14 protein-coding genes are annotated in these 14,027 nt (G+C 39.1%); 13 read left to right on the plus strand and 1 reads right to left on the minus strand.

Features of this window, described 5'->3' with window-relative positions; translation table 11 throughout:
* Nucleotides 1-25 precede the first annotated feature (25 nt).
* The gene (locus E7A03_RS00285; RefSeq protein WP_101928846.1) at nt 26-949 is read left to right on the plus strand and encodes an RluA family pseudouridine synthase; all 924 of its coding nucleotides are present in this window, start codon (nt 26-28) and stop codon (nt 947-949) included.
* A gap of 93 nt (nt 950-1,042) precedes the next feature.
* Nucleotides 1,043-1,564, plus strand: coding sequence for a bifunctional pyr operon transcriptional regulator/uracil phosphoribosyltransferase PyrR (pyrR, locus tag E7A03_RS00290; RefSeq protein WP_004696466.1), 522 nt, complete (start codon nt 1,043-1,045; stop codon nt 1,562-1,564).
* A gap of 124 nt (nt 1,565-1,688) precedes the next feature.
* Here the strand turns inward: pyrR and E7A03_RS00295 are convergent, their stop codons facing one another.
* Nucleotides 1,689-2,996 carry a tRNA(Met) cytidine acetate ligase gene (locus E7A03_RS00295; RefSeq protein ID WP_278621989.1) on the minus strand — a complete coding sequence of 436 codons (1,308 nt, stop codon included), beginning with the start codon at nt 2,994-2,996 and terminating at the stop codon, nt 1,689-1,691.
* A gap of 186 nt (nt 2,997-3,182) precedes the next feature.
* Between E7A03_RS00295 and E7A03_RS00300 the strand changes: the two genes are divergently transcribed.
* From E7A03_RS00300 to rodA, 11 genes are all read left to right on the plus strand, one after another.
* Nucleotides 3,183-3,746 (plus strand): hypothetical protein, encoded by a 564-nt coding sequence (locus E7A03_RS00300; RefSeq protein ID WP_156697637.1) that lies wholly within the window; start codon nt 3,183-3,185, stop codon nt 3,744-3,746.
* Nucleotides 3,747-3,749: 3 nt separating this feature from the next.
* On the plus strand, nt 3,750-4,955 hold the full coding sequence (locus E7A03_RS00305; protein WP_021148357.1) for an acetate/propionate family kinase: 1,206 nt from the start codon (nt 3,750-3,752) through the stop codon (nt 4,953-4,955).
* A gap of 152 nt (nt 4,956-5,107) precedes the next feature.
* Nucleotides 5,108-5,728, plus strand: coding sequence for a hypothetical protein (locus tag E7A03_RS00310; RefSeq protein WP_155086080.1), 621 nt, complete (start codon nt 5,108-5,110; stop codon nt 5,726-5,728).
* 86 nt (nt 5,729-5,814) lie between these two features.
* Nucleotides 5,815-6,381, plus strand: a complete 567-nt coding sequence (locus tag E7A03_RS00315) for a Maf family protein (protein WP_004698546.1) — start codon at nt 5,815-5,817, stop codon at nt 6,379-6,381.
* 192 nt (nt 6,382-6,573) lie between these two features.
* On the plus strand, nt 6,574-7,272 hold the full coding sequence (gene radC / locus E7A03_RS00320; protein WP_008714282.1) for a RadC family protein: 699 nt from the start codon (nt 6,574-6,576) through the stop codon (nt 7,270-7,272).
* Between the two features lie 279 nt (nt 7,273-7,551).
* Nucleotides 7,552-8,589 carry a rod shape-determining protein gene (gene mreB / locus E7A03_RS00325; RefSeq protein ID WP_008601416.1) on the plus strand — a complete coding sequence of 346 codons (1,038 nt, stop codon included), beginning with the start codon at nt 7,552-7,554 and terminating at the stop codon, nt 8,587-8,589.
* Nucleotide 8,590: 1 nt separating this feature from the next.
* Nucleotides 8,591-9,508: a rod shape-determining protein MreC gene (gene mreC, locus E7A03_RS00330; RefSeq protein ID WP_012864591.1), complete on the plus strand. Its 918-nt coding sequence runs from the start codon at nt 8,591-8,593 to the stop codon at nt 9,506-9,508.
* Nucleotides 9,505-9,999: a rod shape-determining protein MreD gene (gene mreD / locus E7A03_RS00335; protein WP_156697636.1), complete on the plus strand. Its 495-nt coding sequence runs from the start codon at nt 9,505-9,507 to the stop codon at nt 9,997-9,999. Before mreC ends, mreD begins: the two co-directional genes overlap by 4 nt.
* Nucleotides 10,000-10,018: 19 nt before the next feature.
* Complete coding sequence (mrdA, locus tag E7A03_RS00340) at nt 10,019-11,941, plus strand: penicillin-binding protein 2 (protein ID WP_278621990.1); 1,923 nt, start codon at nt 10,019-10,021, stop codon at nt 11,939-11,941.
* 1 nt (nt 11,942) lies between these two features.
* On the plus strand, nt 11,943-12,866 hold the full coding sequence (locus E7A03_RS00345; protein WP_278621991.1) for an AAA family ATPase: 924 nt from the start codon (nt 11,943-11,945) through the stop codon (nt 12,864-12,866).
* An 8-nt stretch (nt 12,867-12,874) separates the two neighbouring features.
* A complete protein-coding gene (gene rodA, locus E7A03_RS00350; RefSeq protein WP_083791376.1) occupies nt 12,875-13,978 on the plus strand; it encodes a rod shape-determining protein RodA in 1,104 nt (367 codons plus the stop codon).
* Nucleotides 13,979-14,027 lie beyond the last annotated feature (49 nt).

The raw sequence follows: 14,027 nt of genomic DNA on the forward strand, positions 1-14,027 counted from the left end.
TACTTGACTCAAAGAGGAATAGAGGATGAATGAATATATTGTAAGTGCTGAGCAAGAAGGCATGAGACTAGATGTATTTTTAACTGAACAGATGGAAGGATCTCGTAGCTATATTCAAAGTTTAATTAAAGGTGGTCATGTTACAGTAGGTGGTAAAGTAGGGAAAGCTAATCTTCGGCTTACACCTGATACTATAATTCGTGTAGAGATCCCAGAGCCTGAATCGATTGAGGTTAAACCCGAGGATATTCCTTTAGATTATTTATATGAAGATCACGATATTGTTATTGTTAATAAACCTCGTGGCATGGTGGTGCATCCTGCAGTAGGAAATTATTCTGGTACACTTGTAAATGCTCTATTATTCCATTGTAAGGACCTATCAGGTATTAATGGTGAAATTAGACCGGGTATTGTGCATCGCTTAGATAAAGATACGTCTGGTGTTATGATGGTTGCAAAAAATGATGCAGCGCACATTGGTCTAGCAGAACAAGTAAAGACACATTCTGCAAGACGTACGTACTGGGCGCTAGTACAGGGTAATATTGTAGAAGAAAAGGGGACTATTAAGGCGCCTATTGGGCGCCATCCAAAAGACCGTATGAAAATGGCTGTTGTCTTTGAAAACAGTAAAGATGCAGTAACACATTTTAAAGTATTGGAGCGTTATGGTCATCAAACCTTGGTAGAGTGTAATTTAGAAACAGGTCGAACCCATCAAATTCGTGTTCACTTTGCTCATATTGGACATCCTGTTGTTAATGACCCGTTTTATGGATATAGACGTATGGATTTTCCTATAGAAGGGCAAGCATTACATTCTAAATCGTTAGATGTTAAACACCCTATTACAGGTGAAGAAATGCACTTTGAAGCACCGGTACCAGCTGATTTTGAGGCGTGCTTAGAATTTGCTAAGACCTACCGTGAAGATAAACGAAAATAGTCTAAATGTTTACATTGATTGTTTAAGTACTTATTTTTACTACTTATTTGGATATAGGGGCATAGAACAATCCTATGCTGTAAGGGCGTATATATGGAAAAGAAACGCTTATTAATGGATCAAGACGCTATAATGCGTGCGATTCGTCGTATTAGTCATGAAATTTTAGAACGCAATAAAGGTTTATCTAATGCGTTAATTGTAGGTATTGAACGGCGTGGTGTCATTTTGGCAAAACGTTTACAAGCGGAAATTGAGCGTATAGAAGGTATTCATATTGATTGTGAGTCTTTGAATGTTGCAGTGTATCGTGATGATCGTGATGCTCGTCCTAAAGAGGGGGAACCGTGTACGATTGATACAACGGAAAAGACAATTATCCTTGTAGATGATGTTTTGTATACGGGCCGTACTATTCGTGCTGCTTTAAATGCATTAATGACGGCTGGCAGACCAAGATCTATTCAATTGGCCGTCCTCGTCGATCGTGGTCATCGTGAATTGCCTATACGAGCGGACTATGTAGGTAAAAATATTCCTACATCACATCTTGAAAGTGTACGCGTTGCCGTCGCTGATCTGGATGGTGAAGAAGGGGTTACAATACAGGAATAATCTGTATTGTAACCCCTTCTTCTTTTTGAGTATTACTATATAATAAGATGATTAACTTAATAAAATTAAATTATTTGACTCTTATATTTATGTGCAGAATGTTTCTACCAGATTGTAGTTCTGCTTATTTTATGTATTGTGGCGTATAGGTGTAGTCCATATGACCCATTCGTTTAACTTCATTATGTAAGCATAAGGCTTGTATATCTGTAGCTAATGTATCAATTTGATGCATCGTTTGTCCCAACGTATTTAATTCATTAGGTGCTTTGGCCCATTTTTGAATAAGTGGTATTTCAAAATCATTTCGAAGCCATTGACGACCTCTATCGTTGAAGGCCAGTAAACGAGCATATTGTGGCGATTCCTGTATAGCACTTTGTAGTAAATCTTTTTGTATTCCTAAGGTGAGATAGGCTCCCATTCGTTGTAAACGGGCATAGGTATAGCGCTTTGATTTTATTTGCTTCATAACCAGGTCCCACGTAGGTTGTTGGGCCGCTTTGGACCATAAGTGTTCAATGCCTTCACTGAACTCTCCAAAGCTTTCTAGCTCCTTAGTTGAAGTACGACGACTTAAGGTATGGACCATATCATAGTAGCGGTTATAGTTTACATAAGCACCATTAGAAATTATATTAGTCATATCGTCTGCAATAGTTTTAGGAACGATTGACTGAAGTTGTAATTTTATTTTACTATTTAGTGCATTTAATTTTGTTAATGTAGTTGCAGTTGCAGTTGAATTTGTACTTGTCGTTGTATCTATATCTGTAGAAGTGTAGATACTATTTTTATTACAATTGTTACTACCTGTAGCCATATTTGTTATAAGTTTACGCAATGCTGTACCAGAAGGAAAATCTTTTGTAATATTCGCGTCGTGATGATCTGATGTGCGTAAGATTGGTATATATTTTAAGGAAGGATAATAGGTAAGTCCTGCCCGAATATATTCAAGTCCTAACAGTGCATTAGGGGTGTTGAGCATCTCTGTATTAAGGGCTTTACGGAAGGCAGAGCCATAGGACATACCTTCGTTAATATAGGTCCGTAATACTGTTTGAGTACTTTCACAATCCATACGTTTAGTTATATCAACGAGTGTATCTAGATCAGCCGTTTCAGAACCAAAGGAGAGTGCATCGATATGTAAAGCTTTTACCATGCGAATAGCACCTGTTCCAAACAGTTGTGCACTACCCAAAGAATAGAGTGTAGGTAGCTCGATAACGATGTCTGCACCACCGAGAGTAGCCCAACGAGCACGGTCAAATTTAGAAAAAATAGCAGGTTCTCCTCGTTGTACAAAGGAACCACTCATGATACAAATGCGCAGCGCTTCAGGATGCTCTTGTGCTAAGGTATGTAATTGATGCGCATGTCCATTGTGAAATGGATTATATTCACAGATGATACCGATTGTTTTCATAGTGACTCCTTTCATTATTGTTAGTGTAACAAAGCGAAGAAATGCTGTAAATAACATTTCATGATATCCATATAAAAGGTCTGGTTATAGAAATGATGTTATGTGCAAATATTAAGTTTAGTATAGATTTTCTTGACACTATAGGCTATAATTAACTGTAAATGCTGAATTGATGTGAGGTATATGATGAAACAAAATTGGAAACGTACATTACAAGGGGCTCTGCTCGGTGCTGTGCTGCTAGCAATGGCGGGATGTGGCTCTACAAATGTAATGGATACATATAGTTTTGGCCATCAAGTTATCCGTGCTGGTCAATCTGAAATTACCATTGCTTTGCCTTATGAAATGGGTAAAAGTACAAAAAATATGTCTGATAAGGGGTATCCAATCGATATTTATGGATCTGTTACAGAACATATGGTAATTGAGGTTGAGGCTTTACGGCCTGGTGAAAATAAACCGTTACCTACGGTAGATGAGTATATTAATCACAGTAAGTCTGAATTTGCTAAAGTAGGCGCGACCATCAAAGAAGAGTCCGTAGCATTAGAAGGTGCATCTGCTAAAAAGCTTGATGTTACTGTTACATCGCAAGGACAAATATTTAGAATTTCTCAATACGTATTCTTAGATCATGGCGTATTGTGGAATATAATCTACCAATATCCTGAAAAGGATCAGGTAGGTGCTGATATCAGCAAAGAAATTCAAAACAAGATTCAAGTTACACAACAGAAAGAGGGTTAATCGATGAACGTATTAGTAGTTAACTGCGGTAGTTCTTCTTTGAAATATCAATTACTTGATATGACAACTGAAACAGAATTGGCAAAAGGCCTTTTTGAAAAGATTGGTGATCAAGATGCTATCTTCACTCACAAACGTCCTAATGCAGATAAATTAGAACGGGTTGAACCAATTTTGAACCATAAAGAAGCGCTTCGCATTTTGCTAGATATTTTAGTTGATGCTGAATTTGGTGTTATTTCTTCTATGGATGAAATCGATGCTGTAGGTCACCGTGTAGTACACGGCGGTGAAAAATTTGCTGATTCTGTATTGATTACTCCAGCAGTTATGGAAGCATTGGAAGAATGTGCTTCTCTTGCACCATTGCATAACCCACCAAACATTCAAGGTATTGAAGCTTGTGAAGCTATTATGCCGAATGTACCTCAGGTTGCTGTATTTGATACTGCATTCCATCAAACTATGCCAAAAGAAGCATATATGTATGCGCTTCCTTACTCTTATTATGAAGATTATGGTATTCGTCGTTACGGCTTCCATGGTACATCCCATAAATATGTAGCGCAACGTTGTGCAGAATTAATGGGTAAACATATGACTGATCTTCGTATTATCACATGCCACTTGGGTAATGGTTCCTCTGTGGCTGCTATTAAAGGTGGTCGCTCCATCGATACTACAATGGGCTTCACTCCATTGTCCGGCTTGATTATGGGTACTCGTACAGGTGATATTGACCCTGCTATCGTTCCATTCTTGATGGAAAAAACAGGTATGACCTATGAAGAAATTGATAGAGTTATGAATAAAGAATCCGGTGTTTTAGGGATTTCTGGTGTATCCAATGACTTCCGTGTGATTGAAGAAGCTGCTGCTAATGGCAATAAACGCGCACAATTGGCATTGAATATGTTCCATTACAAAGTTCGCCGTGTAATAGGTGCCTTTGCTGCTGTTATGGGCGGTGTAGATGCTATCATCTTTACTGCTGGTATTGGTGAAAACGGTATTGGTAACCGTGATGCAATCTGTAACGGTTTGGAATATTTAGGTACTCGTATTGATTCTGAACGCAATAATGTTCGTGGTAAAGAACAAGAAATTAGTGTTGAAGGCTCTAAGGTTAAAATCTTCGTAATTCCTACAAACGAAGAAATCATGATTGCTCGTGATACTCAACGTATTACAGCAGCGTTGAAAAAATAATATAGTTCGCATCTGAACTGAGTGACTAATAGAGTCATAAAACCCCGTCTATATCTTGGATATAGACGGGGTTTTTGTAGTTTTTATGCATAGAATATCTTATAATAGGATGTATAGTTATTAATTAGTGATTTCTTTAAAAGGGGTAAAGCATGACAGTATTATATGAAGAAAAATCTCAGCGCACCAGAAGTGCAGAGTTATTGGTAGTATTTTTTGTGATTTTATTGTTGTGTGCAGCAGCTTATACAACGTATCGCAGTATTCAATTACATACGGTTTTATTAGCTGAGTATTTTATTGAAATCATGGCCATCATTGTTATGGTTAAACAGGCTGTTAGTAGATATACATATATTTTGACAGATACAAAGCTTGTGATTGAAGAGAACTCTATCTTTAGAAATCGTCATTTTGAAGTAGATTATAACATGATTGATGGGGTGTTCAAGTTTGAACGTGAGTTGTTGACAAATATTAAATACCGCTATAAATATAGAAAATGTTCTACCTCTGACCCGCGCCCGATTTGGTCTCTTGTGTATTCTATTGTAGATGGAAATAAAGTTAAAAATGGTCGTTTGCTGTTGAAAGCCGACGATAGATTCTTTGAAATATTAGAAGAGCATGTGCCTGGCCGTATTCGTGTGCCTCAAGCGGATATTGTATTTTATGCAGCGGTGCGAGCTGATGCGGTAAAACATGGGGAAGATGTACAAGAATATTATGAAAGATTAATTTCTTCAAAAGAAGATAAAGGAACAACTATGTAAGGGATGGTAAGTTCTGGGGGATAGGCAGGATAGTTTAGTTATACCAAGAATTTTATGTACAAGTTTTTTAATACGAAGGAGCGTATATGGCTGGATTATATTTGGCGAGTCAATCACCACGTAGAACTGAATTATTAACACAGGTTGGGATTGATCATACTGTTGTATCCAGTACTTATGAGGAATCTAATGAGGGTTACGACAATCCTATTGAAATGGTGAAAGCCCAAGCATTAGGTAAGGCTCGTTGTGCTGTAGGTGTTCCAGACGGAAGTATTGTGTTAGGCGCAGATACTATTGTTGTCCTTGATAATAAAGTATTAGGAAAGCCACATGATGAATCCGATGCACGCCATATGTTGGAGCATTTATCGGGTAGAGCACATTCTGTAATCACTGGAGTCGCGTTACTCATCAAAGGGGAGGAGATAGTTTTTCACAATGAAACAAAAGTATATTTTAAACAATTAGCACCCTTTGAAATTGAGTCTTATATTGCTAGTGGGGAACCGATGGATAAGGCTGGAGCTTATGGCATCCAAGGAAAAGGTGCATTATGGGTAGATAAAATAGAGGGCTCTTATACTAATGTGGTAGGGTTACCAGTTGAACATGTATACGAGGAACTGTGCAAGGCGTTAGGGGCAAAATAGTACTAGCGTATTAGACAGATAGTGATATAATTGGCTGTGCTGTGCTGTGCTGTGCTGTGCTGTGCTGTGCTGTGCTGTGCTGTGCTGTGCTGTGCTGTGCTGTGCTGTGCTGTGCTGAATAATTTTTAAGAGAGTAGATGTGTTTATTGTTTGATTTACAAATGGTGTTATCTATTTGAATGGAGAGATTCTATGGAAGTACCAACAGTAAGTGTAAAAGATATGTTACCATTCCAGCGACCTCGAGAAAAATTTCTCGCCTTAGGTCCATCACATATGGCGATGGAGGAGTTGTTGGCTATTTTATTACGTACAGGGGTAAAGGGGCAATCTGCGATTTCTTTGGCAAGTGATATTGTACAATCCTTTGATGATGGTGTTTATGGTCTTAACCGAATGACCGTAGATAATCTGATCAAAATCAAGGGTATTGGTAGAGATAAAGCAGTGACGCTATGTGCAGCACTTGAAATGGGTAGGCGATTAGGGGAGTTAAAGATTAAAGAGACTTATGAAGATTTTTCGCAACCTTTTGTAATAGCTCAATATGTGATGGAGCGACTGCGTCACGAAGATGTGGAACATGTGTGGGCTGCCATGCTAACATCTCGAAATAAGCTTATTCAGTTGGAACATATCTCTAATGGTGGATTAGTATCAAGTCTTGTAGAGCAAAGAGCAGTATTTAAAAAAGCTATAGCATGTAATGCGGCGGCTATTATTCTAATCCATAACCACCCGTCAGGCGATAGTAGACCAAGTGATGAAGATATACGGCTAACGAAAATGTTTGTTAGTGCTGGTCAATTTATGGGGATTCCTGTACTCGATCATATCGTTATAGGGGATAATGAATTTACGAGCCTCAGCGAAATTGGTAAATTGAGCTGAGCCTAAATAAACTGAACAAAGCCAAATAAGATTATTAAAAGCACTCATTTTGAACTATACCTAATTTTGATGCATGGGTAAGTTCCTATAAATGAGTGCTTTTCCTTATTGTATATGAGATTTTATGTATGAAGTTATGTAATTTTTATGTATGACTTATGAGTACAGGAATTATGCATTATCAGTGCTTTTAACAAAATGAAAGGTACTGATATCAATGGAAAAAGTCGCGTTATATATGGTAAAATGGAATGATGATGTAATGAAGGAGAAATTACTATGAGTTCCATTTTACCTACTCTAGGAAAAGATGTAAGTATAGATATTGGTTCCATACAAACGCGCCTCATGGGGGGGACGCGAGGGACTGTTATAAGCGAACCATCGATTATAGCAACTGATACAAAACAAGAAAAAGTAGTAGCCGTTGGTGATGAAGCGGCGCGCCTCGTATTGCGCATGCCCGATATGTGGCGTCCGTTAACGCCTTTAAAGGATGGATTTATAGTTGACTATCGCGTTATGCATACTATGCTTAGCTACTTTCTTAATAAGGTTTCTAATGCATTGCGTCGAGCTCGCGTTGTCGTAGGGGTTCCTTGTGGGATGACCGATGTTGAGCAACGAGCCATGATGGATGCTGTTATTCAAGCTGGTGCTAGAGAGGTATTTCTTATCGAACGACCTGTGGCGGCTGCTATTGGTTGTGGTGTGCCTATCTTTGAAGCGCAAGGATCTATGGTCATTGATATCGGCGGTGGCACTATTGATATGGGGATTGTTTCTTTAGGTGGTATCGTGGATAGCAAAACAATTCGTTTTGGTGGTTCTGATATTAATAATGCCTTATTGCGCTATGTGCGTGAGTGTTTTGGCATTATTGTATCTGATGAAACTATAATAGATATTAAGCATACATTAGGAACAGCTGTCGCTCCTTTAGAGGATGCAGAGTATGCCTTTCAAGGGCGCGATATGATGAACGGCTTAGGTAGACGTTGTGTGATTCACCAGTCTGAAGTGTACCAAGTTATAAATGAATGTTTGATTGGTCTCTTGGATGAGGTTAAGCAAATGATTCGTGCTACTGCACCAGAAATCGTGGCTGATATTATGCAACATGGCATATGGCTTACTGGCGGTACAGCAAGACTATCTGGTTTAGCGGATCGGATTGGTACTGAATTAGGGGTACCTGTTCACGTTCCTGAAGCACCTGAAACAAAAGTTGTGGTAGGCCTTAATGGGGCCTCATCTGATTTAGTGAGCTTATCGCGTTTTATTGTAAATTCTAAGAATAGAAAGGGCCGAGATTAGCATGATACAGTCAGATAAAAAGTTAATTATCATCGTTGTCATTGGTTGTATCCTAATGGCATTGCTCGGCTTTGCGTGGAAGCAACGGACTAGTATTCCCTTTGTTACGGTTACCCTTGAAGGAATTACAACGCCTTTCGCTTATGGGTCAGCCCGTTTATTAGAGGGTGTTCAAACTAGCTTTACAGTACTTAATAATGCTATTTTCTCTAATATTGAAAGTGAAGAGGAAGCATCTCGTAAAGCTACATTGGAACAAAAGGTAGTTAACTACGATGAAGTAGTGGCAGAGAATATTCGTCTTCGTCAGCTTTTAAACTATAAAAGTAGCCATCCAGAATTCTCCATGACCTTAGCGGGTATCATTACAAAGGATTACGGTACTTGGACAAATACTTTCACCATTGATAAAGGGAGTGATGAAGGTATGGCAGTTAACATGGCTGTTGTGGTACCTAGTGGTGTCGTTGGTTTTATTACAGATGTATATCCGCATTCTGCTCGCGTTCAAACCATTCTTGATCCTCGTAGCGCAATAGGTATTCTTGTACAACGACCTGAATCTCGTTTGTCTGGCGTTGTAAAAGGTAATGGAAATACACCTCGTACACCTTCTATGGTAAATATTGCTCGCGATGGGGACGTATTGGTAGGGGATAAGTTGATTACCTCCGGTTATGGTGGTATCTATCCAAAAGGTTTACCTGTTGGCAACGTGCAATCTATCGAAAATGATTCGGAAGGATTTGTTAAAAATGCGGTAGTCACACCGAGTGTAGACTTTTATCGTTTAGAAGAAGTTTTTGTGCTTACCTCGTCTTCTCTAAGTGCACCACAAAAACCAGAACTTGAACCTAAACTTGTACCTCAAACACAACGAGATCAAGTAGAGGGGGCAAAGGGGGCCGTTAAACAATGATGCGTCTAGCTTTAGCTCTCTGTGGATTTTTAATATATTTTATACAAGCGCAATTATTGCCTACTATTTTCCATACAAATTGGTTACCAAACTTAATTTTGACGATAATTGTTATGATTACTTTATTTAAAGGTCGTCGTATGGGGTTGATATCTGCTGTTATTGGAGGTATCGTACACGATGTATTGATATCTAACTTTTTTGGGCTCCATCTATTCCCCTACGTAATTGTGGTATACCTATTATCTGCCGTAAAGCATCGTATCTATGAAGAACGCTGGTATTGGTCTAGCGGTATAGTAGCTATTTGTACATTGCTAGATGGCGTTATTCGTAGCTTTATGATATTAGCTAGTGGTGGCGATTTGCACTTTGGCCTATACTTGTGGCATATGGTATTACCTGTGATGTTCTGGAATGGCTTGTTAGGCGCTATTGTACACGGTTTGTTATGGCGCAAGGATGATGAACAAGAAGGTTATATTTGGTAAGAATTAAGGGGGTGAAAGAGTGCTTGAAAGCCTCTATAAACGAAAAAAAACGAATCGCTTTGATGTACTCTTTTACATTGTAGCCGGTATATTTATAGTCTTGGCATTACGTCTGATGACATTGCAAATCTTGTCCGGTGGTTATTACCAAGCTAAGGCAGAAGGTAATCGTTTGCGCATGGTATCTATGACAGCTGCTCGTGGTATTATGTACGATCGAAACGGTCAAATCTTAGTAGGCTCTAGACCGGCATACACCATCTCCATTTTGCCTACGGGTAAGGCTTTAGACGAAGGTGAAGTTGCTAAGTTGGCAGCCTTGCTAAAAATGAAGTCAGAAGATATTACAAAAAAGGTAAATGATCATAAATATGGTTATGAGCCAATTCGTATTGCTAGTGATATTTCTATGGATGTAGTTACAACCATAGAAGAGCATCGTCATGAATTACCAGGTGTTACCATAGATGTAGAACCACTTCGTTATTATCCATATGAAACGATGGCTTCTCAGCTCTTTGGTTATGTGGGTGAAGTGAGCGAAGAAGAATTAGAAGAGCTAAAACAGCAAGATCCAAATACCCTTATTAGTGGTGGTACTATTTTAGGCCGTTCTGGCCTTGAGAAATTATATGATTCCATCTTGCGTGGCACTGATGGTGGTAAACAGGTAGAGGTTGATGCTACAGGCCGACCGGTTGCGGAGGTAGATAGAAAGCATACAGTGCCTGGAGCTAATATCCATTTGACAATAGATGCAAATTTACAAAAGGCTGCTGAAGAAGCTGTTAAGAACCAATTAGAGCAGTTGCGTGCCCAAGGTATTCCAGCTCAAGGAGCTGCTGTAGTAGCAATGGATCCAAATACGGGTGCCATTTTGGCTATGGTCAGTGCGCCTGAATTTAATCCTAACTGGTTCGCGAAAGGGATTACAACTGCGCAGTGGAATCAATTGAATAATGATAAGAACCATCCGTTTGATAATAAGGTTATTTCTGGTGAATATCCACCAGGTTCGCCGTTCAAGATTATCACTGGTACGGCGGCTTTAGATCTTAAAAAGGTTACCCCTGAAGAAATGATTTTTGATAGTGGTAAACATTGGCTTATCGATAAACGAAATGCAGAAGGCGAAGCATTGGGGTGGCTCAACTTTAATAAAGCTCTTGCAAAATCAGATAATGTTTACTTCTATGAAATGGGCAATCGCGTTGGCATAGAAGGACTTGTAAAATATGCTGGCTACTTTGGTATTGGTGAAAAGACCGGCATCAATCTTGTTGGTGAGGCCTCTGGTAATATGGCAAGTCCTGCTTATAAACGCAAAGTGTATGATGAAGATTGGTATTTAGGTGAAACCTTTGATGCGGCCATAGGTCAGTCTTTTACCTTGGTGACGCCATTACAAATGGCTGTTATGCTCAGTGAAGTAGCAAATGGTGGAATTAAATACCGCCCATATGTGGTGAGCCGTATTGATAATAAGGATGGTACGCCAAAAGAAATCTTTGGCCCAGACAAACTCGGTATTTTACCTGTACCAAAAAATATTATGGATCTTGTTCGCGAAGGCTTGCGTGACGTTACTAATGAAGGTGGTACAGCAGGGGAGTTGTTTAAAGGATTCCCTATTGATGTAGCTGGTAAAACGGGTACTTCAGAGAATGCACATGGCAGAGATCACGGCTGGTTTGTCGCCTATGCACCATATGATAAGCCACAAATTGTAGTGGTTGCACTTGTTGAGCAAGGTAGCTTTGGTGCTGGGTCGGCAGGGCCTATCGTACGAGATATATTGGCTGCGTACTTCAATGTACCAGTGAATAAGAAATCTAATGATACAAATAGTAAAGGTAATAAAGAAACCGCTGCGGGAACAAGCTCTAATAATGGGCAAAAACCTCAGAATGCGGTAACTAGTGGGCAACCAAGAAAGGATTAGTATGGGCGAGATAATCGGCATTGTATCTGGTAAGGGTGGCGTAGGTAAGACTACGATTACTGCTTGCTTGGGTTCAGCCTTAAGCTATGCAGGGCATCGCGTATTGCTTTGTGATGGAGATTTTGGATTGCGCGACTTAGATCTTGTGTTAGGAGTGGCAAATGAAATTATTTACGACGCACTAGATGCGAGCGAAGATAAAGACTATATGGATGATGCCGTCGTATCAATTGCTGAAAACTTAGATTTTCTACCAGCTAGCCAAAGTGCTCGTTGGGAAGATATAGGTCGTAAGAAATATAAAAAATTAGTCCGTCGTCTCTGTGAGGAATATGATTATATTTTAATCGATGCTCCTGCTGGTATCGGCAAGGGCATAGAGGCTATTTTAGAATTAGTAAATCGCTGTATCGTAGTGACACATCCTTTATGGGTGTCTTTACGTAATGGGGCGCGGATGATTCAAGTATGTCAAGAACATAATATTCGTGATTATTCTATTGCTTTTAATGCGGTACCTATCGATGGAGAGGATATCCATTTATATGATATGTTAGAAGTCCTTCGCGCTGAATATGTAGGGGCTATAATCCCTTATGATGAGGATGTTTTGACCTATACACAAGATGGTCGTTTGTTAGAATTTGTTTCTAGTGAACTAAAAGCTGTGTTAGCACCTCTTGTAGATTATGTAACGACCGGTGACTGTTGGGAAGACTACGATATACAAAAGCACTTTGATGCTTATGTAACTAAGAAAAAAGCATCGAAGGGGCAAGTTAGCACACCAAGTCTTGCAACAGTAGGTGAGTCTATTTTTGAGGATTCTAACAATGTTCATTACATTAATCGTGGCGGTTGGACCACGCAACGCTTATTGGTGCAAGGGAAACAAAGCTTGTGGCGCCGTAGCAAGTTGAAATAGGTGATATGATGTGGCGTAAAATATGGACAGATAGCGATTGGACTATCATCATATGTACTATATTACTTGTCGGAATTGGTCTTACAGCTATTGGTAGTGCTACCCATGTGAATCATGAGGCTATCGGTTTTGGTAGTTTAGTGGTAAAACAACTCGTATTCTTTTTAGCAAATATAGCTGTCGTTATAGGCATGCAATTTCTAGATTACCATCGCCTTAAAGGGTGGGGGAATATGATTTATGTGATTACCATGCTTATGTTAATTGCAGTTATGGTAGTTGGTACCTCCGCACTAGGTGCACAGCGTTGGATTCAACTGGGGCCAATTACTATTCAGCCTTCAGAGTTTTCTAAACTATTGATGATTATCTGTATGGCTAAAATGTTAGAACCGCGCATTGGCAAGTTAGATACTTTTAAATCCCTATTGATGCCAGTGTTATATGTAGGGATTCCTATCCTTCTCGTATTCTTACAACCTGACTTGGGGACATCCCTCGTATATATTGCTATATTTGTAGGGATGCTCTTTATATCTGGTATCAAAACTAAGCTTATAAAAATTATTGCGAGTGTGGCTTTACTCTTGATGCCTTTGGGCTGGTTTGTACTGAAAGAATACCAAAAGCAACGTATTCTAGTATTTTTAAATCCAGATATCGATCCCTTTGGTTCTGGCTATCATATTATTCAATCTAAGATTGCCATCGGGTCGGGTATGATTTTTGGTAAAGGTATCTTTAATGGTACTCAAAGTCAGTTGAACTTTTTACCAGAAAATCATACGGACTTTATCTTTTCTGTAATCGGCGAAGAATTTGGCTTTGTAGGATGCATTGTAGTATTGCTATTATTGTTTATGCTTATTTATCGCAGCATTCAAGTAGCATATACCTGCAATGATAATTTCGGTATGTTATTAGCAACGGGTATTGGTACGATGTTTGCCTTTGAAGTGCTCGTAAACGTAGGCATGACGATTGGTATCATGCCTGTAACGGGGATTCCGTTGCCATTCCTTAGCTATGGTGTTAGTGCGCTAACAACTAATATGCTGAGCATTGGCATTTTATTAAATATTGCTAGACAGCGGACAAAATATATATTTTAATATCCTTTCATAGGATTGATTGTGAAAGAAGTCTTTCATTAAAGACGGA

The sequence above is a fragment of the Veillonella parvula genome (assembly GCF_032472435.1).
Taxonomy (GTDB): Bacteria; Bacillota; Negativicutes; order Veillonellales; family Veillonellaceae; genus Veillonella; species Veillonella parvula_N.

What these genes read in the sequence shown, in the direction of transcription:
- E7A03_RS00285 (WP_101928846.1), top strand. Translation starts at nt 26, where the DNA reads ATGAATGAATATATTGTAAGTGCTGAGCAAGAAGGCATGAGACTAGAT.
- pyrR (WP_004696466.1), top strand. Translation starts at nt 1,043, where the DNA reads ATGGAAAAGAAACGCTTATTAATGGATCAAGACGCTATAATGCGTGCG.
- E7A03_RS00295 (WP_278621989.1), bottom strand. Translation starts at nt 2,996, where the DNA reads ATGAAAACAATCGGTATCATCTGTGAATATAATCCATTTCACAATGGA.
- E7A03_RS00300 (WP_156697637.1), top strand. Translation starts at nt 3,183, where the DNA reads ATGAAACAAAATTGGAAACGTACATTACAAGGGGCTCTGCTCGGTGCT.
- E7A03_RS00305 (WP_021148357.1), top strand. Translation starts at nt 3,750, where the DNA reads ATGAACGTATTAGTAGTTAACTGCGGTAGTTCTTCTTTGAAATATCAA.
- E7A03_RS00310 (WP_155086080.1), top strand. Translation starts at nt 5,108, where the DNA reads ATGACAGTATTATATGAAGAAAAATCTCAGCGCACCAGAAGTGCAGAG.
- E7A03_RS00315 (WP_004698546.1), top strand. Translation starts at nt 5,815, where the DNA reads ATGGCTGGATTATATTTGGCGAGTCAATCACCACGTAGAACTGAATTA.
- radC (WP_008714282.1), top strand. Translation starts at nt 6,574, where the DNA reads ATGGAAGTACCAACAGTAAGTGTAAAAGATATGTTACCATTCCAGCGA.
- mreB (WP_008601416.1), top strand. Translation starts at nt 7,552, where the DNA reads ATGAGTTCCATTTTACCTACTCTAGGAAAAGATGTAAGTATAGATATT.
- mreC (WP_012864591.1), top strand. Translation starts at nt 8,591, where the DNA reads ATGATACAGTCAGATAAAAAGTTAATTATCATCGTTGTCATTGGTTGT.
- mreD (WP_156697636.1), top strand. Translation starts at nt 9,505, where the DNA reads ATGATGCGTCTAGCTTTAGCTCTCTGTGGATTTTTAATATATTTTATA.
- E7A03_RS00345 (WP_278621991.1), top strand. Translation starts at nt 11,943, where the DNA reads ATGGGCGAGATAATCGGCATTGTATCTGGTAAGGGTGGCGTAGGTAAG.
- rodA (WP_083791376.1), top strand. Translation starts at nt 12,875, where the DNA reads ATGTGGCGTAAAATATGGACAGATAGCGATTGGACTATCATCATATGT.